The 24,089-nt window shown below is 73.9% G+C and carries 16 protein-coding genes; 7 read left to right on the top strand and 9 right to left on the bottom strand.

The window, feature by feature from the left end:
• The first annotated feature begins 103 nt into the window (after positions 1–103).
• Positions 104–2,455 (top strand): YfhO family protein, encoded by a 2,352-nt coding sequence (locus AB0O53_RS28065; RefSeq protein WP_365199197.1) that lies wholly within the window; start codon positions 104–106, stop codon positions 2,453–2,455.
• 24 nt (positions 2,456–2,479) lie between these two features.
• On the opposite strand, the gene AB0O53_RS28060 is transcribed toward AB0O53_RS28065, so the two are convergent.
• The 3 genes from AB0O53_RS28060 to mfd all read right to left on the bottom strand — a co-directional run bounded on the left by AB0O53_RS28060 (position 2,480) and on the right by mfd (position 8,388).
• Positions 2,480–4,003: a protein kinase domain-containing protein gene (locus AB0O53_RS28060; RefSeq protein ID WP_435886686.1), complete on the bottom strand. Its 1,524-nt coding sequence runs from the start codon at positions 4,001–4,003 to the stop codon at positions 2,480–2,482.
• 56 nt (positions 4,004–4,059) lie between these two features.
• Positions 4,060–4,686, bottom strand: a complete 627-nt coding sequence (locus AB0O53_RS28055) for a hypothetical protein (protein ID WP_350994233.1) — start codon at positions 4,684–4,686, stop codon at positions 4,060–4,062.
• A 168-nt stretch (positions 4,687–4,854) separates the two neighbouring features.
• Positions 4,855–8,388 (bottom strand): transcription-repair coupling factor, encoded by a 3,534-nt coding sequence (mfd, locus tag AB0O53_RS28050; RefSeq protein ID WP_365199192.1) that lies wholly within the window; start codon positions 8,386–8,388, stop codon positions 4,855–4,857.
• A gap of 305 nt (positions 8,389–8,693) precedes the next feature.
• On the opposite strand from mfd, the gene AB0O53_RS28045 reads away from it, so the two are divergent.
• On the top strand, positions 8,694–10,109 hold the full coding sequence (locus AB0O53_RS28045; RefSeq protein WP_403138401.1) for a DUF2079 domain-containing protein: 1,416 nt from the start codon (positions 8,694–8,696) through the stop codon (positions 10,107–10,109).
• 148 nt (positions 10,110–10,257) lie between these two features.
• On the opposite strand, the gene AB0O53_RS28040 is transcribed toward AB0O53_RS28045, so the two are convergent.
• Both AB0O53_RS28040 and AB0O53_RS28035 read right to left on the bottom strand, forming a co-directional pair.
• The gene (locus AB0O53_RS28040) at positions 10,258–12,843 is read right to left on the bottom strand and encodes an ABC transporter permease (RefSeq protein WP_365199189.1); all 2,586 of its coding nucleotides are present in this window, start codon (positions 12,841–12,843) and stop codon (positions 10,258–10,260) included.
• Positions 12,840–13,616 (bottom strand): ABC transporter ATP-binding protein, encoded by a 777-nt coding sequence (locus AB0O53_RS28035; protein WP_276566535.1) that lies wholly within the window; start codon positions 13,614–13,616, stop codon positions 12,840–12,842. The genes AB0O53_RS28040 and AB0O53_RS28035 overlap by 4 nt, the downstream gene beginning before the upstream one ends.
• A gap of 338 nt (positions 13,617–13,954) precedes the next feature.
• On the opposite strand from AB0O53_RS28035, the gene AB0O53_RS28030 reads away from it, so the two are divergent.
• Positions 13,955–15,568, top strand: coding sequence for an MDR family MFS transporter (locus tag AB0O53_RS28030; RefSeq protein WP_350994238.1), 1,614 nt, complete (start codon positions 13,955–13,957; stop codon positions 15,566–15,568).
• A gap of 81 nt (positions 15,569–15,649) precedes the next feature.
• Positions 15,650–16,492, top strand: a complete 843-nt coding sequence (locus tag AB0O53_RS28025; protein ID WP_350994239.1) for a hypothetical protein — start codon at positions 15,650–15,652, stop codon at positions 16,490–16,492.
• Positions 16,493–16,511: 19 nt separating this feature from the next.
• Here AB0O53_RS28025 and AB0O53_RS28020 read toward each other — a convergent pair whose 3' ends face one another.
• The gene (locus AB0O53_RS28020) at positions 16,512–17,060 is read right to left on the bottom strand and encodes a CGNR zinc finger domain-containing protein (RefSeq protein WP_350994241.1); all 549 of its coding nucleotides are present in this window, start codon (positions 17,058–17,060) and stop codon (positions 16,512–16,514) included.
• An 82-nt stretch (positions 17,061–17,142) separates the two neighbouring features.
• Here AB0O53_RS28020 and AB0O53_RS28015 point away from each other — a divergent pair, with 82 nt between their 5' ends.
• Complete coding sequence (locus AB0O53_RS28015) at positions 17,143–18,009, top strand: alpha/beta fold hydrolase (protein WP_350994243.1); 867 nt, start codon at positions 17,143–17,145, stop codon at positions 18,007–18,009.
• A gap of 171 nt (positions 18,010–18,180) precedes the next feature.
• Here AB0O53_RS28015 and AB0O53_RS28010 read toward each other — a convergent pair whose 3' ends face one another.
• The 3 genes from AB0O53_RS28010 to AB0O53_RS28000 form a co-directional block, all read right to left on the bottom strand.
• A complete protein-coding gene (locus AB0O53_RS28010) occupies positions 18,181–19,053 on the bottom strand; it encodes a cellulose-binding protein (RefSeq protein ID WP_350994245.1) in 873 nt (290 codons plus the stop codon).
• A 161-nt stretch (positions 19,054–19,214) separates the two neighbouring features.
• A complete protein-coding gene (locus tag AB0O53_RS28005) occupies positions 19,215–21,590 on the bottom strand; it encodes an SUKH-4 family immunity protein (protein WP_365199184.1) in 2,376 nt (791 codons plus the stop codon).
• 7 nt (positions 21,591–21,597) lie between these two features.
• Entirely contained in the window at positions 21,598–22,593 is a 996-nt protein-coding gene (locus AB0O53_RS28000; RefSeq protein WP_350994249.1) for an SMI1/KNR4 family protein, read from the bottom strand.
• Between the two features lie 230 nt (positions 22,594–22,823).
• Here AB0O53_RS28000 and AB0O53_RS27995 point away from each other — a divergent pair, with 230 nt between their 5' ends.
• Positions 22,824–23,384, top strand: a complete 561-nt coding sequence (locus AB0O53_RS27995; protein WP_350994251.1) for a YwqJ-related putative deaminase — start codon at positions 22,824–22,826, stop codon at positions 23,382–23,384.
• Positions 23,385–23,386: 2 nt separating this feature from the next.
• Positions 23,387–23,902: an SUKH-3 domain-containing protein gene (locus tag AB0O53_RS27990; protein WP_350994253.1), complete on the top strand. Its 516-nt coding sequence runs from the start codon at positions 23,387–23,389 to the stop codon at positions 23,900–23,902.
• Positions 23,903–24,089 lie beyond the last annotated feature (187 nt).

The following is a 24,089-nucleotide window of genomic DNA, read 5'->3' as shown; positions in this document are numbered from 1 at the left end:
TTCGACCAACGATTCACGGGGTGTCCGGGGTACGTGTCTGTTCGTGTGGCAGCCACTCCGCGGCCATCCCCGCTTCCCCCCGTGCTGCCAGGGTCGGCCCACCATGTCGACACCGCACCGCTCGCCGCGCCGCCGCAGTCTGTCCGGTTCGGCGCTCGCCGCCCTGCTCACGGCGGTGGCCGTGTGCGCCGGGGACGCCGCCGCCCGTGTCTTCCCGTACGGATCGCGCCACCGCAGCATCAACGACCTCGGCAATCAGTTCGTACCCTTCCACGCGCACCTGTGGGACCTGCTGCACGGCCGTGCGCGGGGCGGACTGCTGTTCAACTGGCAGTCCGGATACGGCACGAGCTTCCTGCCCGACCTCGGCACCTACCTGACCAGCCCGTTCTCCGTCCTCGTCGCCCTCTTCCCGCGCGCCGACATCGACCTGGCCGTGTACGTCGTCACCGTGCTGAAGACGGCGGCCGCGGCGGCGGCCATGGCCTGGCTGCTGCGCACCCTGCACCGGGGGCCGTGGTGGGCGGCCGGCCTGCTCGGCGCCTCCTACGCGCTGTGCGGCTGGTCGGTGATCGAGGCCTCCTACAACCCGATGTGGCTGGACGGGCTGATCGCCTTCCCCCTGCTGTGCCTGACCGGTGAATGGGCCCTGCGCGGGCGGCGGGTACTGCTCGCCCCGGCGGTCGTCGCCGTCTGCTGGACGGCGAACTTCTACACCGCCTACATGGCGACGCTCGGGGCCGCGCTGGTGCTGCTGGTACGGGTGGTGCTGACCCGGGAGGGCGTGCGGACCCGGCTCGCGGTGATCGCGCGGGCGGCCGGCACCACGGTGGCGGGCATCGCGCTGGCGGCGCCGGTCCTGCTGCCGCTGTTCCTCAGCTCGGGGCAGGCCTACCCGGGATGGGTCAAGGAGTTCCGGCCGGTGTCCTGGGCGGACCTCTTCGCACGGCTGCTGCCCGGGACGTACTCCTTCTCCTCCCCCGCCGTCTTCGTCACCACCGCCACCCTGCTGCTGGTCGCCGCGCTGCCCTTCCACCGGTCGCTGCCGCTGCGCGACCGGCTGTGGTGGACGGGGCTGACGGCGGCCGTCGCGCTCTCCCTGCAATGGGCGCCGACCCACCTGGCCTGGCACCTGTTCGCCACCCCGAACGGCAGCCCCTACCGGCAGACCTTCGTCCTGGCCGGGATCGCCGTCATCGCCGCCTGGACCGCGCTGGAGGGCGGCCCGCCGCGGCTGCCCGCACTGGCCGCGGGCACGGGCCTGCTGGCGGCCGCCGCCCTGTGGGCGCACGGCAGCACCCTGGCCACGAACTGGGGGTTCGCGCTGTTCGCGGCCGGCCTGGCGCTGGCCGGCCCGGCCTGGTGGGCGCTGCGCCACCGCCGCCTGGCGCTCCCGGCGGCCGCCGTGCTGGCCCTGGTCCTGCTCGCGCAGGCCGCGGCGACCACCGCCTTCGGCCACCGGGGCAAACTGGGCGGCCTCGACGACTACCCGTCCTGGGGGCGGAGCCACACCGCGCGCGCCCGGGCCCTGGCCGCCGCCGAGGGCTGGCCGGCGTACCGCACCGACCCCAGCCGGCCCGCCCTGTCGGGCAACGACCCGCTGCTGCTGGGCGGGGAGGGCGGCTCCTACTACAGCAGCCACACGCCCGACGTCCTCACCCGGACGATGGTCGCGCTCGGCGCCGGCTGGACCTCCCGCGGCCGCAATGTCCAGAGCATCGACAACCCGGTCACCGATGCCGTCTTCGCGGTCGGCGCCCGCCTCCGGCCGGACGGCTCGGTGCTGCGCGCCGAGGTGCCCCCGCTGGTGACGACCCGCCCGCCCGGCACTCCCCCCGCCTACGGCGACTCGCCCTTCGCCAACCAGGAACTGCTGCTGGGCGCCCGCGTGTACGAGGACCCGCTCGCGCCCGGGGTCTGCCGCGCGGGCACCGAGGCCTACCTGTGGGCGCCGGAGTACAACGCCACGGCCCGCCTCGCCGACGGCCCGCCCTTCCGGCTGAACGGCAACGCACCCCGCAACCGGGCGGCCCTCCAGCCGATGGGCGTCTCCCGCGGCGCCTCCTCGGCGCTGGTCTTCGAGGCGGCCCCGCCGCCCCGCTGGACCCTGTCCTGCCTGGACCGCCCCCGCCTCGACGCGGCGGCGGCCGCCCTGCGCGCCACGGCCGCGACCTCGGTGGACGTCGGCTCCTCCGGGGTGCGGGCCGTGCTGCCCGCGGGCAGCACGGGCACCGCGGTCCTCTCCGTCCCGGCGATCGCCGGCTGGACCTGCAACGGCCGCCCCGCATCGGCCCATCTGGGGCTGGTCGCGGTCCCCCTCGACGCCGGCACCACGCGGGTCGCCTGCTCCTTCCGCCCGCCCGGGCTGCTCCCCGGGCTGTCGGTGGCGGCGGTGGCCCTGGCGCTCCTCGCGGTCACCGCCCTCGGGACCCGCCGCGGCCGCCGGCCGGCGTGACGGGGCCTTCGGCGGTCCGGGCGTTCAGCGGACCTGGCTGAGCCACTGCAGGGTGCGGCGTATCTCCGACGGGAAGGGGTGGGCCGGGCCGTGCAGGCGCTCCGCGTCGAACAGCAGCCGGGCCAGGGTCTCGTGGGCCGCCGGGCGGTCGCCGAGGGAGAGCAGCAGGTGCGCGATCCGGCGGCGGATCTCCAGCGGCAGGGCCTGGTCCGGGTTGGCGTAGCGGTTCTCGAAGTACGGCAGCAGCGAGCGGTACTCCGCCAGCGCGGCGGCCGGTTCGCCCAGCTGCTCCAGGCACTGCGCCGCGTCGTAGCGGAACCGCAGCGACTGCGGGTCGCCCGCCGGGAACTCCTCCGCGAGGCGCCGCAGTTCGGGCAGGGCGCGCCGGTACTGCCCGTCGTCCATCAGCGTGGCCGCGTACTGCTTGCGCAGGGAGCGGACCACCGGTGAGTGCTCGCCGTGCTCGGCGGCCGCCGCGGGGAGGATGCCGCCGAGGATGTCCACGGCCTGCGTGAGCAGCCCCTGGTCCAGGAGCGTGCGCGCCTGGTCCACCGCGCCCGGGATGTCGGGCTTCTGCTGCACCGGGACCGGCGCGGGGGTCCGCACCGGCGTGGGCGCGGAGGTGGGCGGCGCCGGGGTTCCGGTCGGCACGGCCGTCGGCGGGGTGGTCGGACGCGGCGGGATCACCGCGGCCCGGTCCGGCCAGGGCGCCTGGGGCCGTACGAAGGGCCGGGTCGGGTCGAGCGGCCCGGACGCGCCGCGGCCGTCGCGGGCCGGGAGCAGCGGGGCGAGCGCCTCGTAGACCTCCTGCGCCGAGGACGGGCGGTCCTGCGGGTCCTTGGCGAGCAGGCGCATCAGCAGCGCCTCCAGCTCCTGCGGGACCTCCGGGCGCTGCGGGCGGACCGGGACCGGGGCCTCGTACAGGTGGCGGTGGAGCACGCCCAGGGCGGTGGACCCGGCGAAGGGGACGTTGCCGCTGAGGAGTTCGTAGAGGAGCACACCGAGCGCGTACAGGTCGGTGTACGGGCCCACGGCACCGCTCATCGCCTGCTCGGGCGCCATGTACGCGGGGCTGCCGATGGGCGTGCCGGTACTGGTGAGGCGGGTGGTGTCGGTGTCCATCACGGAGGCCACGCCGAGGTCGAGGACCAGGACGGTGCCGTCCGGGCGGACCATCACGTTGCGGGGCTTGAGGTCGCGGTGGACGATCGGCACCGCGTGCACGGCCGACAGGACCGAGCACAGCTGGGCGACGACCGCGACCGCCCACTGCCACGGGTAGGGGCCGTGGGCGGCGAGGTGGTCGGCGAGGTCGGAGCCCTCGACGTAGCCCATGACGAGGAACAGCTCGTCGCCGTCGCTGCCCGCGTCATGGACGGTCACCAGGCCCGGGTGGTCCACCTGCGCCGTCACCCGGCACTCGCGCACGAAGCGGCGGCGCAGTTCCTCGGCGACCGTGCCGGGACCGGCGACCTTGTCGGGGCGCAGCAGCTTGACGGCGACCCGGCGGTCCAGGCGGCGGTCGTACGCCGTCCAGACCTGGCCCATGCCGCCCTGTCCGAGGATGCTCGCCAGCTGGTAGCGGTCTCCGATGAGGCGGTCGGTCACTGCTGGGGGTCCCGGAAGGGCGTCTGGTTCGGGTCCTGGTGGTGCCCGCCGGGCGGCGGGGTCTGCTTGCGCAGCAGCTCGCTGAGCTCGTCGAGTTCGGCGCGGACCTGCCCGATGCGCGGGGGCGGGGTCGGCTGCGGCGGCACCTGCGGGACGGCCGGCGTCTGTCCCGAGACCACGGTGGGGGCCTGGGAGTGCGGGTAGCCGTAGGAGGGCGAGGTCTGCTGCGGGTTGTAGGCCGCGGGCTGCCCCGGGTACCAGGGGGCGGGCGCGGCGGACCGCAGGGCCTCGTGGTACTTGATGTCGGCGACGAGGAAGTACACGCAGACCGCGAAGCCGGTGAGGATCGAGCCGCCGGCGCCGAGGTTGCCCTGCCAGCCGTTGACGTCGGGGGTCGGGTCGATCTGGATGAACGTCATCCAGACGACGGCCAGCACACCGCTGAGCACCAGCAGCGCCCAGTCCCGGGACTTCCGGGTGACCAGCGCGAGCCGCAGCATCGAACCCCACGCCAGGAAGCCGCAGCTCAGGATGGGCAGCAGCATGAACACCACGCGCAGTGTCACCACACCGCCCGAAGGGGACTGGGGGGCGTGCTGCGGCGGAAGGCCGGGGCCGTGCATCGCTGCTCCTGACGGGCCGTGCGGAAGGGGTTTCGGGTCTGAGGGTATACAGCGTTCCCGGCCATCAGTGAGGGGATGCGCGCAACCGTTGCAGGGTCGCAGCACGGCACGGCCGTGGTGGGGGCCGCGGCCGGGGAGCCCCCGCTCCCCCGCCGCGGCCGCCGGCGTCTAGGAGCCGAGGATGGCGGTGAGGAACTCGCCGGTCCAGGCGAGCAGTTCCCGGCCGACCACCGGCTTGCCGCCGATCCTGCCCGCCTTGGGGCGGGGGACCAGCACCTGGGAGGTGGCGGGCTTGAGCACCGTTCCCGGGTAGAGGCGCCTCAGGCGCAGCTCCTGCGACTCGCGCAACTCGACGGGGCCGAAGCGGATGTTGTTGCCCTGGAGGGTGATGTCGCCGACCCCGCAGGCCCGCGCCAGCATCCGCAGTCCGGCCACCAGCAGGAGGTTCTCCACCGGCTCCGGGAGCTTGCCGTAGCGGTCGGTGAGCTCCTCGCGCACGGCCTTGATGTCCGCCTCGGAGGTGGCCGAGGCGATGGACCGGTACGCCTGCAGGCGCAGCCGCTCGCCGGGCGCGTAGTCGTGCGGGACGTGCGCGTCGACCGGCAGCTCGATCTTGACCTCCAGCGGCGGCTCCTCCTCCACCCCGCCCTCGACGGCCGCCCGGTAGTCGGCGACGGCTTCGCCGACCATGCGGATGTAGAGGTCGAAGCCGACGCCGGCGATGTGACCGGACTGCTCGCCGCCGAGCAGGTTGCCCGCGCCGCGGATCTCCAGGTCCTTCATCGCCACGTACATGCCGGCGCCCATCTCGGTGTGCTGGGCGATCGTCGCGAGCCGCTCGTGCGCGGTCTCCGTGAGCGGCTTCTCCGGCGGGTACAGGAAGTAGGCGTAACCGCGCTCGCGGCCGCGGCCGACGCGGCCGCGCAGCTGGTGGAGCTGCGAGAGGCCGAAGTTGTCGCCGCGCTCCACGATGAGGGTGTTGGCGTTGGAGATGTCGATGCCGGACTCGACGATGGTCGTCGAGACGAGCACGTCGAACTTCTTCTCCCAGAAGTCGACGACGACCTGCTCCAGCGCCTGCTCCGACATCTGGCCGTGGGCCGTCGCGATCCGCGCCTCGGGCACGATCTCGCGCAGCTTGGCCGCCGCCCGGTCGATGGACTCGACCCGGTTGTGGATGTAGAAGCACTGGCCCTCGCGCAGGAGTTCGCGGCGGATGGCCGCGCCGATCTGCTTCTCCTCGTACGGGCCGACGAAGGTGAGCACCGGGTGGCGCTCCTCCGGCGGGGTGGTGATCGTCGACATCTCGCGGATGCCGGTCACCGCCATCTCCAGGGTGCGCGGGATCGGCGTCGCGGACATCGTCAGCACGTCGACGTTGGCGCGGAGCTTCTTCAGCTGCTCCTTGTGCTCGACGCCGAAGCGCTGCTCCTCGTCGACGATGACCAGGCCCAGGTCCTTGAAGCGCGTCTCCTGCGAGAACAGCCGGTGGGTGCCGATGACCACGTCCACCGAGCCCTCCTTCAGACCCTCCAGCGTGGCCTTCGACTCGGTCTCGCTCTGGAAGCGCGACAGCGCCTTCACGTTGACCGGGAACTGGCTGTAGCGCTCGGAGAAGGTCCCGAAGTGCTGCTGCACGAGGAGGGTGGTGGGGACGAGGACGGCGACCTGCTTGCCGTCCTGGACGGCCTTGAAGGCCGCCCGGACGGCGATCTCGGTCTTGCCGTAGCCGACGTCGCCGCAGATCAGCCGGTCCATGGGGACCGACTTCTCCATGTCCTCCTTGACCTCGGCGATGGTGGTGAGCTGGTCGGGCGTCTCCGCGTACGGGAAGGCGTCCTCCAGCTCGCGCTGCCAGGGGGTGTCGGGGCCGAAGGTGTGCCCGGGGGCCGCCATGCGGGCGCTGTAGAGCTTGATGAGGTCGCCGGCGATCTCCTTGACGGCCTTCTTCGCGCGCGCCTTGGTCTTGGTCCAGTCGGCGCCGCCGAGCCGGTGCAGGGTCGGGGCCTCGCCGCCGACGTACTTGGTGACCTGCTCCAGCTGGTCGGTGGGGATGTAGAGGCGGTCGCCGGGCTGCCCGCGCTTGGCCGGCGCGTACTCCACCAGCAGGTACTCGCGGGTGGCGCCCTGCACCGTGCGCTGCACCATCTCGACGTAGCGGCCCACGCCGTGCTGCTCGTGGACGATGTAGTCGCCGGCCTCCAGCGTCAGCGGGTCGATCGTCTTGCGGCGGCGGGTCGGCATCCGCCCGAGGTCCTTGGTGGCGGTGCGCTGCCCGGTCAGGTCGGTCTCGGTGAGCACGGCCAGGCGCAGGACCGGGTCGACGAAGCCGTTGTCGACCGAGCCGCAGGCGACGTGGACCAGGCTCGGCTCCAGCGTGCCCAGGTCCGGCTCCAGCCGGGCGGCGATGCCCTCGCCGGCGAGCACCTCCACGGTGCGGGAGGCCGGGCCGTGGCCCTCGGTGAGGTAGACGGTGTGCCAGCCGTCGGCGATCCAGCCCTTGGTGTCGGCCAGCGCGCGGGCGGTGTCGCCGCGGTAGGCCTCCGGGGCGTGCATGCCGAGCTTGAGGGTGTCGGAGCCGGACGCGTCCTGGTCGGCGGCGAACGGGGAGACCGACCACCACATCATGTCCAGCTCGCGGGCCCGGTCGCGGACGTCCGCGATGCCGCGCAGCGAGGCCGCGCCGACGTCGATGGGTGCTTCGCCGCCGCCCGCGGTGGCCGCCCAGGAGGCCATGAGGAACTCCTGGCTGGTGGCGACGAGGTCGGCGGCCCGGGTCCGTACCCGCTCCGGGTCGCAGACCACGGCCATCGCCCCGGCGGGCAGGACGTCGATCAGCAGCTCCATGTCGTCGACGAGGACCGGGGCGAGGGACTCCATGCCCTCCACGGCGATCCCCTCGGCGATCTTGCCCAGCAGTTCGCCGAGCTCCGGGTGCGCCTCGGCGAGGGCCAGGGCCCGCTCCCGTACCGCGTCCGTCAGCAGCAGCTCTCGGCAGGGCGGCGCCCACAGGCCGTGCTCGGCGATCTCCAGGGACCGCTGGTCGGCGACCTTGAAGTAGCGGATCTCCTCGACCTCGTCGCCCCAGAACTCCACGCGCAGGGGGTGTTCCTCGGTGGGCGGGAAGACGTCGAGGATGCCGCCGCGCACGGCGAACTCGCCGCGCTTCTCCACGAGCTCGACGCGTGCGTACGCGGCCGCCGCCAGGGCCTCGGTGACCTCGCCCAGGTCCGCGGTCGCCCCTTGCCGCAGGCTCACCGGGACCAGCTCCCCCAGGCCCTTGACCTGCGGCTGGAGCACGGACCGGATGGGCGCCACGATCACGCTCACGGGCCCCGCGGCCGGGTCGTCCTTGCTGGGGTGCACCAGGCGGCGCAGTACGGCCAGCCGGCGGCCCATGGTGTCGCTGCGCGGGCTGAGCCGCTCGTGCGGCAGCGTCTCCCAGGACGGGTACTCGGCCACCTCGTCGGGCGGCAGCAGGGAACGCAGCGCGGCGGCCAGGTCCTCGGCCTCGCGCCCGGTGGCGGTGACCGCCAGGACGGTCCGCCCGGTCTGCCGGGCCAGCGCGGCGATCGCGAAGGGGCGCGCGGCGGCGGGTCCGACGAGGTCCACGTGCATGCGGTTGCCGTCACCGGCCGCGGTGACCGCCTCGGTGAGGGCGGCGTCCCGGGTGACGGCGTCGAGCAGTCCGTGCAGGCTCATGAGGAGGCTTTCCGTCCGGTGGAGGGGCAACGCGAAGGACCCGACACGTCGTACGGGCCGGGGGTTCCCACCCTACGACGGCGCCCTCGGCGACGCGCGAGGGATTCGGGTCATGGCGCGGGACGCGGGGTACGGGCAGGGGCGCGGGCGGCGGCGCGCGGGCGCGGGCGGCGGCGCGCGGGCGCGGGTCCCTCGTCATCCTGGAGGCGTTGCTCCCGCTTTACGATGTTCACGTAACCACCGCCTGAGCTCGCCGCGTCCTTGACCGCAGGAGTTCATGCCGAACGGCCGAGGAGCACGAGTCCGTGACGAGCGATGCCATAGCCCGCCCGGCACCGGCGGCACAGGCCCCCGTGAGGGCGGCCGCACCCCGGTGGGCCGGACCCTGGCTGGTGGCCTCCGGGCTGTTCCTCGTCTACCTCGTCCTGTCGGTCGGCCGGTTCCGGCGCATGGACTGGGCCTCCTGGGACCTGGGGATCTTCGAGCAGGCCATCCGCGCGTACGCCCACCTCCAGGTGCCCGTGGCCGACCTGAAGGGGCCGGGGGCCAACATCCTCGGGGACCACTTCAGCCCGGTCATCGCGCTCGTCGCCCCCGTCTACCGGGTCTTCCCCGGGCCCGTCACGCTGCTGGTCGTACAGGCCGCGCTGTTCGCGCTCTCGGCCGTCCCGGTCACGCGGGCGGCCGCGCGGTTCCTCGGCCGGCCCCGCGGCATCGCCGTCGGTGTCGCGTACGGCCTGTCCTGGGGCGTGCAGCGGGCGGTGGAGTTCGACTTCCACGAGATCGCCTTCGCCGTGCCGCTGCTGGCCTTCGCCCTGGAGGCGGTCCTGGCCCGGCGCTGGCGGGCCGCCCTGCTGTGGGGGCTGCCGCTGCTCCTCGTCAAGGAGGACCTGGGTTTCACGCTGGCCGCCCTGGCCGTCGTGGTGGCCTGGCGCAGCCGGACCGCGGACCGGCGCACCGCGGTGACCGCGCTCGCCGTCGCCGCGGCCGCCTGTGTCTTCGCCGTACTGGTGTTCACCGTGTTCATACCGGCCTTCGCGACCGACGGCTACGGCTACTGGCACAAGATCGACGGGGCCGGGCCCTTCGCCGGCACCGGTACGAAGCTGGCCACGCTGGGGTGGGTGCTGATCCCCACCTCCGGGCTGCTCGCCCTGCGCTCGCCGCTGCTGCTGGTCGCCGCCCCCACCCTCGGCTGGCGGTTCCTGTCCGGGGACGACCACTACTGGTCGACCGACTGGCACTACAGCGCCGTGCTGATGCCCGTCGTCGCCCTCGCCCTGGTCGACGCCATCGACACCGTCCGGCGCGGGGAGCGGCCCTGGCTGCGCTCCTACGCCCTCCAGCTGCCCACGGCCGTGCTCGCCGCCTCCCTCGCGCTGGCCATGACCAGCATGCCGACCGCCAAGCTCACGGAGGCGTCCACGTACGAGAAGCCCGATCGCGTCGTCGCGATCGAGAAGCTCCTCGACCGGATCCCCGACGGGGCCACCGTGGAGGCGGACACCACCCCGCTGACCCGGCTGACCTCGCGCTGCCGCGTCCTGTGGATCGGCGGCAGCAAGGGCGTCGTCCCCGACTGGATCACCATCGACAACGGCAACAAGTGGGCCGGTGAGGACCCGACGCAGTACGCCTCCCAGCTCCACCCCGGCGAGCGCTACACCCTCGTGGGCGAGGCCGGCGGGATCGTCCTGATGCAGCGCGACACCACCGGCTGACCGCGCGCCGCCACCCGCCGGGCCGACCGGCCGACCGGCCGACCGGCCGACCGGCCCGGCCGGGCCCGTACCGGAGGCGGAAAAGGCACAGGCCCGGGACCGATGCGGTCCCGGGCCTGTGCCTACCCCCGTACGAACACGGCGCCGGCTACTCGCTCGCGATCGCGTTCAGTACGTTCATCCGTCCCGCCCGGAAGGCCGGGACCAGCGCGGCGAACAGGCCCACGAAGGCCGACGCCGCGAACACCCCGATGATCGTCGGCCACGGGATCTGAAGGACCTTCAGGCCCTCCAGCGCCAGCAGCTGCTGCGCGGTGGCCCCCCAGCCCATGCCCAGCCCGAGGCCGAGGAGGGCGCCGAAGAGGGCGATGACCACCGACTCCAGGCGGATCATGCGGCGCAGCTGGCGGCGGGAGAGGCCGATGGCGCGCATCAGGCCGATCTCCCGGGTCCGCTCGACCACCGACAGGGCCAGGGTGTTCACGACGCCCAGGACCGCGACGATGATGGCGAGGCCGAGGAGCCCGTAGACCATGTTCAGCAGCTGGCCGACCTGGTCCTTCAGGGCCTGCTTGTAGTCGGCCTGGTTGCGCACCGCGTACTGCGGGTACTCGCCCATGGCCGCCTTGACCGCCGTGTACGCGGCGGCGTCGGACTGTCCGTCCTTCGCGGTGGCCAGCATCATGAAGGGCAGCGGCATCCGGTCGGCGGGGACGTTCGCCCGGGCGGTCTCGGTGCTGATGTACTTCATGCCCTTGTCGAGGTTGCCCTCGTCGCTGGTGATCGCCGCGACCTTCAGCTTGACCGTGCTGCCGCCGGTGAACGCCACCGTCATCTCGTCGCCGAGCTTGATGCCGTGCGCGGTGGCGTACAGCGAGCCGACCGACATGGAGCCCGCGCCGTAGGCCGCCGCGTGCTCGCCGGCCGTCATCTTGCGCCGGATGTCCTTGGCGTACGTCGGGTCGGTCGCGCCGAGCTCCGTCGTCTCGGTGGTGCCGTCGGGCGCGGTCAGCCTGGCCTCGACCTGGCGGTAGGCGGTGACGTGGTCGAGGCCGGCGGTGGCGCGCAGGGCCTGTTCGGCCTGCGGCAGGACGGGCTGGCCGGACTCGGAGGCGACGATGTAGTCCGCGCCGACCGACCGGTCGAGCTCGTCGGTCGCGGAGGCCACCATCGAGGAGCCGACCACCGACAGGCAGGCGACCAGCGCGAGGCCGATCATCAGCGCGGCGGCGGTGGCGCCGGTACGGCGCGGGTTGCGCAGGGCGTTGCGCTCGGCGAGCCGGCCCACGGACCCGAAGGGCCGCAGGACCACGCCGGAGAGCACCCGCACCACGCCCGCGGCGAGCAGCGGGCCGATCACGATGAAGCCGACGAGGGTGAGGACGACGCCCAGGCCCAGCCAGAGGGATCCGGCCGCGGCCTTCTCGGCGACCGCCGCGAGGTAGAGGGAGCCGCCGCCGACGGCGGTGAGGACCAGGCCGAGGGCGGCCCGGATCCGGCCCGCCTTCTTGTCGCCCGGGGTGCCGGACTCGCGCAGTGCGGCCATCGGGGAGACCTTGCCGGCCCGGCGGGCCGGGACGAAGGCGGAGACGACGGTCACGACGATGCCGAGGACGACGCCCACGACGGGGGTGGTCCAGGCGACCGTCAGGTCGTCGGTGGACAGGTGCATGCCCATCTGGCCCATGAGTGCCATGAGGCCGACGGCCAGGCCCACGCCCGCCGCCACGCCGAGGACCGAACCGACCACGCCGAGCAGGAAGGCCTCGACGACCACGGACTTCAGGACCTGCCCGCTGTCGGCGCCGATGGCGCGCATCAGGCCGATCTCGCGGGTGCGCTGGGCGACCAGCATGGAGAAGGTGTTGAAGATCAGGAAGATGCCGACGAGGAAGGCGATGCCGGCGAAGCCGAGCATCACGTACTTCATGACGTCGAGGAAGGCTCCGACGTCCTTGCGGTTGGCGTCCGCGGCTTCCTTGGCGGTCTGCAGCGTGTAGGCGTCCGCGCCGACGGCGCGTCCGATGTTCGCCTTGAGCTGCTCGTCGCTCACCCCGTCCTTCGCGGTGACGTTGACGTGCGTGAAGGAGTCGGGCGAGCCGAGCAGCGACCGCTGCGCGGTGGCGGTGTCGAAGTAGACGACGGCCGCGCCCGGGTTGGTGACGGTGAAGGCGGCGATGCCGGTGATCTTCGCGCGGATGTCGCCGGTGATGGCGATGGTGCGCAGTTCGTCACCGAGGGCCAGGCCGTGCTTCTTCGCGGTGTCGGCGTCGACCATCACCTCGGTGGGGCCGCGCGGGGCCTGACCCGAGGTGATCTTCATGGACTTGAGCTCGTTGTCGCTCCAGTTGCCCGCGATGGTCGGGGCGCCGGTGGTCGAGCCCATGTTCTCGTTCTTGGAGTTGACCACCGTGACGGCCATCGAGACGACGCCGCCCTCGGCGGCCTTGACCCCCTCGGCCTTCCTGACCTGCTCGACGACCGAGCCCGCCAGCATCTCGGGCTTGCCCCGGTCGGGGGTCTCCTCGCCGCTCTCGGCGGCCTTGGGGCTGACCGTCACGTCGGAGTTGGTGACGGCGAACAGCTTGTCGAAGGTGGTGTTCATCGTGTCGGTGAACACCAGCGTGCCGCAGACGAAGGCGACGGAGAGCAGGACCGCGACGGCCGAGAGTGCCATCCGCCCCTTGTGCGCGACGAAGTTGCGCCGCGAGGTCTTCAGGACGGTGTTGCTCATGAGGTCCGCCCGCGCGCGTCGAAGTCCTTCATCCGGTCCAGGACCTGGTCGGCGGTGGGCGCGTGCATCTCGTCGACGATCCGGCCGTCGGCCAGGAAGATGACGCGGTCGGCGTAGGAGGCTGCCACGGGGTCGTGGGTGACCATGACGATGGTCTGGCCGAGCTCGTCCACCGAACGGCGCAGGAAGCCGAGGACCTCGGCGCCGGCACGGGAGTCCAGGTTTCCGGTCGGCTCGTCACCGAAGATGATCTCGGGGCGGGCGGCGAGGGCGCGGGCCACCGCCACGCGCTGCTGCTGGCCGCCGGAGAGCTCGGTCGGACGGTGCTTGAGCCGCCCGGCCAGGCCCACGGTCTCCACCACGCGGTTCAGCCACTCCGCCTCGGGCTTGCGGCCCGCGATGTCCATGGGGAGGGTGATGTTCTCCAGGGCGTTGAGCGTGGGCAGCAGGTTGAAGGCCTGGAAGATGAAGCCGATCCGGTCGCGGCGCAGCCGCGTGAGCTTCTTGTCCTTCAGCCCGGTGATCTCGGTGTCGTCCAGGTGGATCTGGCCGCTGGTCACCGTGTCGAGGCCGGCGAGGCAGTGCATCAGCGTGGACTTGCCGGAACCGGACGGGCCCATGATCGCGGTGAACTGGCCGCGCATGATGTCCACGTCCACCTCGTCGAGGGCGACGACACGCGTCTCCCCGGAGCCGTAGGCCTTGACGACCTTCCGCGCTCGGGCCGCGACGGCAGCATGCCCTCCAGTACCCCCGTGCCTGGTTTCGGTCATTGCCGTTGTCACGGTCTTTCTCCTTCTTCGAATGCGTGCGTCTGTGTCGTTGCGTCGCCGTGATGAAGTCTGTGGCGCCGCGGCCCACGGCGCGCTGGTGCCCGTAGCCGTATCCGCCCGGGGGTTATCCCCACCCGCGCCCCCGGTTCGTATGGTCCAGTTAAGGAGACGCCCGACGCCTCCACCTCCTCCGCCGGGAGGAAAGACCCCTGGCCCGTAGTGCGGAGGGACCCCTAGGGGTTGTCCGCCCTTCGGACTACGCGGCCTGAGGGATACCGCCCGCAGGGCGGCGGTGAGATGGTGTCCCCCGCAACTACGTGCAAGGGGAAGGAATCTCGGTGCCCGCAGCGGACAGCACGGACGGAGGTCCGGACGGCATACCCGCCGGGCGCGCGGGCGCCTCCCCCGGTGCGGCCGTTTCGGCCAAGGGCACGGGCGACGCCGCGGCCGGCCCGCCCCAGGGGCGCCCCCCGACCCCCGTGGTCGTCTCGCTCATGCTCGGCATGGCCCTCGTCGCCCTCGACAGCACCATCGTGGCCACCGCCGTCCCCCAGATCGTCGGGGACCTCGGCGGCTTCTCCGTCTTCTCCTGGCTCTTCTCCGGCTACCTGCTCGCCGTCACCGTCACCCTGCCGGTGTACGGCAAGCTGTCCGACACCTTCGGCCGCAAGCCCGTCCTGCTCTTCGGCATCGCCCTCTTCCTCCTCGGCTCGCTGCTGTGCGCGTCGGCCTGGAACATGGCCGCCCTGATCGCCTTCCGCGTCGTCCAGGGCCTCGGCGGCGGCGCCCTCCAGGGCACCGTCCAGACCCTGGCCGCCGACCTGTACCCGCTCAGGGAACGACCGAGGATCCAGGCCCGCATGTCCAGCGTCTGGGCCGCCTCGGCCGTGGCCGGCCCCGCCCTCGGCGGGCTGCTCGCCTCCTACGCCCACTGGCGGTGGATCTTCCTGATCAACCTGCCGCTGGCCGCCCTCGCCCTGTGGATGGTCGCCCGCCACCTGACCGAGCCCGTCCGCTCGCCGGGCCGCCGCGGCCGCGTCGACTGGGCGGGCGCCCTCGGCGTCTTCTGCTGCGGCGGGCTGCTCCTCTTCGCCCTCGTCCAGGGCGGGGTCGCCTGGCCCTGGCTGTCCGCCCCCTCGCTGGGCCTGCTGGGTGCGAGCGCCGTACTGGCGGCCGTGGTCGTCCGGGTGGAACGGCGGGCGGAGGAACCGATCCTGCCCGGCTGGGTGTGGCGCCGGCGCACCATCGCCGCCGTCAACCTGGCCATGGGCGCCCTCGGCCTGCTGATGGTCGCCCCGATGGTGTTCATGCCGACGTACGCCCAGTCCGTACTCGGCCTCGGGCCCGTCGGCGCCGGACTCGTCATGTCCGTGATGACCCTCAGCTGGCCCGTCACCGCGGCCCTCAGCCAGCACGTCTACCGGCGCATCGGATTCCGCAACACCGCGGCCGTCGGCATCGCCCTGGCCGCGCTCGTCCTCTTCTCCTTCACCCTGCTCCCGTACCCCGCCCGGCCGTGGCAGCCCGCCCTGATCATGCTGCTGCTCGGCGCCACCCTCGGGCTCTTCCAGCTCCCGCTGATCGTCGGCGTCCAGTCCACCGTCGGCTGGGCCGAACGCGGCACCACCACCGCCTCGGTGCTCTTCTGCCGCCAGGTCGGCCAGAGCGTGGGCGCCGCCCTCCTCGCCGCCGTCGCCAACGCCACCATCGCCGCCCGCCTGGCCGACGCCCCCGTACCGGGGCTCCCGCACCACCTCGACGACGTGGCCGAGGCCCTGGAGCACCCGGGCCTGCTCCCCCCGGCCGCCGCCGACCACCTGCGCGCAGCCGTGGCCGCGGCCGTCGAGCACATCTTCCTCGGCGCGACGGCAGCCGCCGTGGCCGCGCTCCTCGTCCTCCTCCTGGTGGCACCCCGCAGGTTCCCGGTCCTCCCCGAACTGCGCGACGACTGAGGCCCGCGCGCCGTGTCGCCTTGTCATGACCAGGGCAGTCGGCGACCCTCGTACGCAGCACCGACACCCCGGGGGGACACCATGGCATCAGCGCTGTGCGCACTGCTCTTACTGGCCGCACTGGCCGGCCCGATCTGCCTGCGGCTGCGCCGCCACCCGGCCTTCGTCACCGGCCGCGACGGCCGGCTCTCCACCTCGACCGCACTCGCCCTGGCCTGGACGGTGATCCTGGTCTGGCTCCTGCTCGCCATCCTGGGACACGGCCTCACCGCGGGCGGCGGCGTACGGTACTTCAGCGGCCCCGACGGCCCGCTGTCCACCCTGACCACGGTGTACCTCCCGCTGCTCGGCGGCCCGTACGTGGCGCTGATCGCGGCCAAGGCGGTCGTCGGCCTGCGGGTGGAGCGCGGCAGCCTCGCCAAACCGGCGGCCCCGCCCACCGCGTCGGGCCGGCGCCCGCTGCGGGAGCTCATCGCGAACGACAGCGGACGCACCGACCTCGTCGACCTCCAGTACGTCGCCCTCAGCGCGGTCACGATGCTCTACGTCGTCCTCTTCTTCCTCGCCGACGTGGGTGCGGGCCTCCCCCGCCTCCCCGAGGAGATCTGGGCCCTCACGGGCGCCCCGGCCGGCGCCTACCTCGTCAACAAGATGGCCACCCGCCCCAACCCGGTGATCACCGGGGCCTCGGTCTCCGGCGACCGCCTCACGGTCGAGGGCGGCGGCTTCACCGACGCCCGCCTCACCGTCGACGACACCGCGCTGGAGGCGCACCCCGACCCCCTGACCGGCGCACTGACCGCCACCCTGCCGCCGACGTCCAAGCCGCCCCTGACGGTGGTGGTCACCTCCCGCGGCCTGCGCAGCGACCCGTACCGCTACGAGGGCCCCGCCATCCCGGCCCAGCCCGCCGCGCGCGACTAGGCCGCCGTCGGCACGGGCCTCAGGCGTCCTTGTGGCGGGCGTAGTAGCGGGCCACCCGGGCCCGGTTGCCGCAGACGCCGGCCACGCACCAGCGGCGCCGCGGGTGCGCGGGCAGGAACAACAGCAGGCAGTCGTGCGCCTCGCACTCCCGCACCTGTCCGGCCCTCGGGTCGGTCAGCAGCTCCGCCACCGCGTCGGCCAGTTCGGCCGCGAGCCGCCGGGCGGGGTCCGCCGCCCTGCGCACGGCCGCGCCCAGGCCGGCGTCCTCGCTCCAGGCCAGCACCCGGTGGGACGGCGCCGCGGCCAAGGCCCCGTTGAGCACGCGCAGCGCCTGCGCCGGGGGCCGCTCACCGCGCCGTACGGCGTCGAGCGCCGGGCGCGCGGCCTCCCGTACCTCCCGCACGGCGGCCACCTCGGCCTCGCCGACGAGTTCGACGGGACCCAGCCGCCCAGCCTGCTCCGCGAGCCAGGCGGCGAGGTCCGCCGGGCGGGCGACGAGGTCCCCCTCCGCGGTCCGGGTGTTGAGGAGGTCCAGGGCGAGGTGCTCACCGATCAGAGGAAAGGTCACCCCACTAATGCTAGTGCACCTACTTGACCCATTAGCAATCACGGCCCCAAACTAATGGGACCAAGGACACAGGAGGCATGTGATGACCGCTCGCCGCACCATCCCCACCATCCGGCACCGCACCGTCGACGTGGACGGGGTGCAGGTCGCCTACCGCGAGAGCGGCCCCGCGGACGGCCCCGTGCTGCTCCTCCTGCACGGCTTCCCCACGGCCTCGCACCAGTTCGCCCGCCTCATGGACGCCCTCGCCGACGCCCCCCACCGCCTCGTCGCCCCCGACCTCCCCGGCTTCGGCCACACCACGACCCCCGCCGGCTTCACCCACACCTTCGACCGGCTCGCCGACATCGTCGAGGGCTTCACCGACGCCCTCGCCCTGAACCGGTACTCCCTCTACGTCTTCGACTTCGGAGCCCCCGTCGGCCTGCGGCTCGCCACCCGCCGCCCCGACCGGATCACCGGCCTCATCGTCCAGAACGGCAACGCCTACGACGAAGGCCTTTCCGACACCGCCCGCGAGTTCGCCGGGCTGCGCCGCCCCGCCGACGAGGACCGCGTCCGCGGCCTCTTCACCCCGGAGGGCACCCGCTTCCAGTACGAGACCGGCGTCGCCGACACCACCCTGATCTCCCCCGACAGCTGGACCCTCGACGTCCACCACCTCGGTCGGCCCGGCCGCACCGACGCCCAGGCCGACCTCGCCTTCGACTACGCGTCCAACTTCGCCCACTACCCCGCCTGGCAGGCCTGGCTCCGCGACGCCCGCATCCCGGTCCTGGTCGTCTGGGGAGCCGGCGACCCCTTCTTCACCCCGGCGGGCGCGAAGGCGTACCTGCGCGACGCCCCGGACGCCGCGGTCCACGTCTTCGAGGACGCGGGTCACTTCGCCCTGGAGACCCACCTCCCGCAGATCGCCCCACTGATCGAGGACTTCCTCCAGCAGCTGTGACAGCCGCCGAGGGAGCGAGGACGCGACTCACCCCGGCCCCACCCGCCGCGCCCGGCGGGGGCGATGACGCAGGCCCCGCCCGACCCGGGCACCGGCCCACCCCGGCCCGGGCGGCCACACCCGCGCCGCCCCCGCCCGGCCAGGGCAGCGGCAGCGGCAGCGGCAGCGGCCTCAGCCCTCCGCCGGGGCCCGCCCCGTCAGCGCCGACAGGCTGGCCCTGACGTGCGCCATGTGAGCCCGCATCTCCTCCTGCGCCTCCGCATGCTCGCGCAGCACCCGCTCCGTCTCCCGCGAGACCCGCTCCTGCGCCACCCGCGCCTGCGCCACCAGCTCCGCGGCCCGCGCCTCCGCGTCCTCCTGGCCGTGCCGCGCCGCCTCCTCCGCCTCCGCGAACCCCCGCCGCGCCTCCGCCAGCCCGGACTCCGCGTACCGCTCCGACTCCGCGAGGCGCGCGTCCAGCTCCGCCTCCCGCGCCGCCAGCTCCCGCCCCGCCGCCTCCCAGCGCTCCCCCTGCTCCCGCTCCCGCTCCGCGCGCTCCGCTTCCGCCCGCCGCCGCACCTTCGCCAGCGCCGCCGCCGCGTCCGCCCGCCACGCGGCAGCGTCCTGGCGCGCCCCCGACCGCAGGTCGTCCGCCTCCCGCTCCGCCCGCAACAGCCCTTGCCGCGCCCGGACCTCGGTCTGCTCGCGCACCGCCTCCGCGTCACCGCGCGCCAGCTCCGCCGCCCGCTCGGCACGCGCCCCGGCCGCGTCCAGCGTCGCGGACGCGTCCGCCCGCGCCTCCGTCCGTACGGCCTCGGCCTCCTCCTGCGCCAGCAGCAGGATCCGCCGGGCACGCTCGCCCAGTTCGTCGTACGTCTGCGGGGCGAGCCCGGCCACGACCTCGCGCAGCCGCGCCGCCTCCGCCTCCATCTGCTTGGCCAGGACCGTCAGCCGCGCCACCCGCTCCCAGGCCTCGTCGCGGCTCCCGGAGAGCCGGGCGAGATACCGGTCGACGTCTTCCATGCGGTAGCCGCGACCGCGCACGGTCGCAATGGGTGCACTCATCCTGGATGCGCCTCTCTCGCGGGGATTCCCGTCAAGGATGCGCCATTTGATCCCTGAAGCCCGAATGGCCGGGCCGAGACCCCCTCCGAGGGTCCCGACCCGGCCACTCGACCGATCACGCCATGCCTCGATACCGCGATACCGCGATCGGACGGACTACGTCACAACAGCCCGTCCCACATCTGCTCCAGCAGCACCGACCACCAGCTCTCCGGCGACGACAGCGCCGCACTGTCGAGCCCCGCCAGGTTCGCCTGGAAGTCGACGGTCCAGCGGCCCGCCTGCTCCGGCGTCAGATGCTGCCGCAGCCGCCACATGTGACCCAGCATCGCCATCGAGCGCACGAACTGCGGCAGGCTCGAATTCACGAACTGCGGCGGTACCGGAGCGCCGCCCGGACCGCCCTCCACCGGCACCGCCACGATGTGCGCGGTCCCGTACTGCACGCACAGCGCCTTGCCGAAGTCGCTGCCGATCACGAGGTACGAGCCCGCGTCCGACGCCGGCTGCACCTGCCGCTGCGCCGCCAGCTCGGCCAGCGTCGGCACCGGCTGCCCCGGCACCGCCTGCGCCCAGAAGAACGGCCCGAAATCGACCGGCAGGCCCGCCCACATCAGCGTCTGCGCCACGATGTCCGGCACACCCTGACGGGACACGGCCCGCTGGTCGAAACGGAACACGCCCTGCGGCCCGAACGCCGCCGCCAGCTCCTGCCCGATCGCGTCCAGCGGGATCGCCGGCTGCAGCGGAACCTGCGGCAGCGGCGCGCGGACCGGCGCCGGGCGCGCCGGACCGTCCGCGACCTGGTGCAGCTCGCCCTGGTGGGTGAGCAGGTGCCGCATGCCCTGCTGCCGGCCCGCGTGGTCCTTCCCGTACGGGGCCACGCTGGTGATCCGCACCTGCGGCCACGTCTCCCGGATCATCCGGGCGCAGTAACCGCCGGGCAGCTCGCAGGACTCCAGCTCGGTGTGCAGCTCCAGCACCTGCTGCGGCGGCACGTTCATCGCGCGCAATTCGTAGAGGATCTGCCACTCCGGGTGCGGGGTACCGGGTGCCGAGCGGCGGATGAGCTGCTGCTCGGAACCGTCGGGCGCGCGGTAGCGCAGCACGGCCTGGTAGCCGGGGCCGACCGTGGGCGCACCCGTCGGTGCCTGCGGCTGCGCCGCGGGGCCGCCCGGCGGCGGGCCGGGCGGACCGGGAGGCTGCGGCACACCGGGACCGGCGAGCATCGTCGCGGCATGGTCGAGCCCGCCACCGGGGGCGCCCGGCGCACCGGGAGCCCCCGGCGGACCGGGAGGCTGGGGTACGCCGGGACCCGCGAGCATCGTCGCAGCGTGATGGGCTCCACCACCGGGCGCACCGGGCGCACCGGGAGGTCCGGGCGGGCCGGGAGGCTGGGGCGCACCCGCACCCGGAGCCCCGGGCGGACCGGGAGGCGCGGGCGGCTGCCCGGTCACAGCGGGACCGGCCAGCATCGTCGCGGCATGGTCCAGCCCGCCGCCCAGCGACCCCGGAGCCCCGGGCGGACCCGGAGGCGCCGGCGGCTGCCCGGTCACAGCGGGACCGGCCAGCATCGTCGCGGCATGGTCCAGCCCGCCGCCCAGCGACCCCGGAGCCCCGGGCGGACCGGGAGGCGTCGACGGCTGCCCCGCACCCGGGGCCTCGTCGGCGCCGGGCCGGGAGACCCGGGCCCTGCTCGTCGGCGCGTCCGCGATGTCCTGCGGGGAGGACCCCAGCGCGGGCACCACGGCGGTCCTCGGGAGCTGGCTGCCGCCCGGCATCAGCGTCGTCTTCGCCTCGGGGGCCACCCCGGACGACGGTGCGTCCTCCAGGTCCGACCCGGACAGCGGCGGCGCGAACACGGTCGCCGGCAGCGGCACGGACGCGTCGTCCGAGCCGGAGTTCACATCGGTACCCGCCCACGGCGTGGCCCCGATCGGAACCCCGTCGTTGGCCGTCGGCTCGTACGGGATCTCGCCCCCGCGCCGCAGCGGCACCGCGTCCGCGGCACCCGGAACCGCAACCGGCCCCGACTCAGCCGAAGCCGCATCGGCCGCCACAACCGAACCGGAACCGGAACCCGTACCGGACGCCGAAGCGGCAGGCTCCGCGGACGCCGAGGCGGAAGCCGCAGCAGCAGTCGCGGCCGGCCGCGGCGCGATCCCCGCCCGGTCCGCCGCCTCCTGCAGCCACTCCGGAGGACTCAGCATGAACGAGGTCTGCTCCGAGTCGATCCGAGGCGGCGGAACCGAAGCCTCCGAAGCCGCGTTCACGGCCGCGGCCCCGTACTCCTCCTCGTACCGGCGGATCACCTCACCCACCGGCAGCCCCGGCCACAACGTCACCTCGCCGCTGTCCCGGGCGATGACCAGCCGCTGCCGGCCGCCCCCCGACACCGGACCCGCCGCGCGGTCCTCCGCCCACACCACGAACCCGAGCCCGAACTCCCGTACCCGCACCTCCCGGTGCTGGTACGCGGGCACGTCCCCGTTGATCCATTCCTCGGCGCGCTCCTGCGCCTGCGCAAACGTCACCATCGCGCCGTCACCCCTCATCCGAACCGGCACGCGCCACCGGAACCGAACGCGCGAATCCGCCGTCCACCATCAGACCGGCCACCGTCTCCAGTTCCGGCGGATTACCCGCCAACCGCTCCAGGAAGGAGTCGAAATCACCGCCGCACGGCAGCAAAAGCCGCTCCACGCGCTCCTGCACCGACCATCCGTCCTGGTCGCGCGCGTCGTCGTAGGGGGAGAACCACACCGATCCGATGCCCTCGCCCTTCACCTTCAGCGCGAGCAGCCCGCCCTGCGCGAAGGCCACGCACAGGTAGTCCTTGGTCAGGTGGTCGCGCAGGCACTTGTTGACGTAGACGAGGTCGTTGACCGCCGCCTCCTCACGCACCGTGAAGAACGGCTGGTCCACCAGCAGGCCGAGCTCGACGTCCAGGCCGGCGCCCACCGGCGCGCAACCGCCCGCCGCCTTCAGGAACGAGCGGTACGCCTCCGGCAGCCGGTAGCCGAGGTCCTCCTCGACGCCCTGCACCTGGCTCTCGGTGACCGACACCACCGACTTCGGCAGTCCGATGTGGACCGGACGCACCTCCTGCAACGGCCGCGTCCCGCGCTTGTCGTGGTCCACCGGAGCCGTCGCCAGACCCGCGTGATGCCGCAGCAGCGCCTTCACCTCGACCGGGACCAGCTCCATGCGCCGCGAACCCGCCACGTGGTGCCAGGTCCAGCCGTGCGGGGTTGCCACCGGCCCGACGGTGTCCCACAGCTCGTGCCCGGCGGCCTTCATCGCCGCGTTCGCGGACACGCAGTCCGTCAGCCGCAACTCGTCCACGCCGAAGCCCTCGGGCGGCTCGGCGATCTCCACGGCCGCGCGCGCGTAGGCGGAGAAGTCCGGATACCCGTCGCCGTCCATCCGCACTCCGCGGGGATGCCGAGCGGCCCGGACCGGGTCCGGGAAATGCACGACCTGCCCCGAGTAAGCGGCGTTGGGTGGCGCGGCCTGCTGCCCGAGCCGACCTGTCGTCATGGCGGTAGCCCCCTGCTGGATCTGGCTGGTTCACCACAGCCTATGCGCTGGGGCAAGAGGCTCCCCCGCCCGCGACCCGCACACCAGCTCGACGGCCAGGAACATCCGAATTGATACGAAAATTCGACCCCGCTTCCGTATGACAGATGACATTTGGCAGGCTGTCCCCGCGGCACGGGGGCGTGCGCGACAGCGGTCACCACCGCCGCCACGGGAGGGAAAGCGCGACCATGCAGAACACGGCAACACGTACGGAACCGGGCGACGGCACCGCCGACGCGACAGGCACACCCGCCGAAGCGGGCAGCGCCACCGGCGACCCCCGCCTGCGCTGGAGCAGCAGCGACGGCCGGCCCGTCCCACCCGTCCTGCGCTTCCGCCGGGACGGCATCCTGCCCACCGTCGCCGCCGCGCTCTCCGTCCGCGGCGAGACGCTCACCGGCACCGCCGGCAAGGCCGACCAGCCGCCCGCGCTCCACCCCCTCGTCCAGGACTTCCTGGACACCCTCACCAGCGGCCAGCGCGAACGGTTCACCGGGCGATGTCCCGAAGCGATACTGATCTCCCGCCACCTGGCCTCCGTCGAGGCCGCGCGTTCCCGGCGCGCCTCCCGCAAGCCGCTCTCGCCCAGCGAGGCCCGCCGCTCCCTCAAGCACGCGAAGATCACCGCCCGGCGCATCCGCGAGGACGGCGACCCCCTCCACGGCAGCTACGCACCCCCCTGCCGCTCCTGCGACGCCCTCCTCGCCCACTTCGGCGTACGCCCCGTCGACCTCACCCCAGCCGAGTAGCCATGACGACCACCTCCGCCTCCTACGACCGCTCCTCGACCACCCGCTTCCCGGTCGCGGTGGACTCCGCGCTGCGGACCGCCGGCTGGGAACCGGGCCGCTGGGACGCCAAACAGGCCGAGTACTGGGCCGACGCCCTCCGGGACCACACCACCCCCGCCGGCCACCGGCACACGGTCTTCCCCGCCGCGGTCGAGGCCTGGGCGGAGTTCGGCGGCCTCACGGTCACCGCCGCCGGACCCGGCCGCCAGATCGCCCCGACCCCGATACGGATCGACCCCCTCACCGGGCTCCACCTCGCCCGCACCTTCGCCGACCTGGGGCGGGCCCTGTCCACCCAGCTCTGCCCCCTCGGGGTCGAGGCCGACGGGGGGTCCCACCTCGCCCTCGACCGGGAGGGCCGCGTCTACGGCATCGACCACACCGGCGACTGGTACCTCGGCTCCACGGTCGACGAGGCCCTCACCCTCCTCCTGACGGGCCTCCAGCCGACCCGTCTGGCCCTCCCGCAGGAGTAGACGCCGCTCCCCTCGCGGGAGGCGGGACGGAATCCGGCCTCGGTGCGGGTTCCCTCGCGGGAGGCCGGGCGGGATTCGGGCTCGGTGCGGGTGGGTCGCGGTGCCGCCGAGGGGTGTCTCCTCGGCTCGGCGCGTGCGGGCATGTCTCGGCTGTACCCGGTGGTTGCGCGCTCGTCCTGCGGGGACA

It is taken from the genome of Streptomyces erythrochromogenes (assembly GCF_040684695.1).
Lineage (GTDB): Bacteria > Actinomycetota > Actinomycetes > Streptomycetales > Streptomycetaceae > Streptomyces > Streptomyces erythrochromogenes_C.
This window is presented reverse-complemented; position numbering and strand designations above follow the sequence as displayed.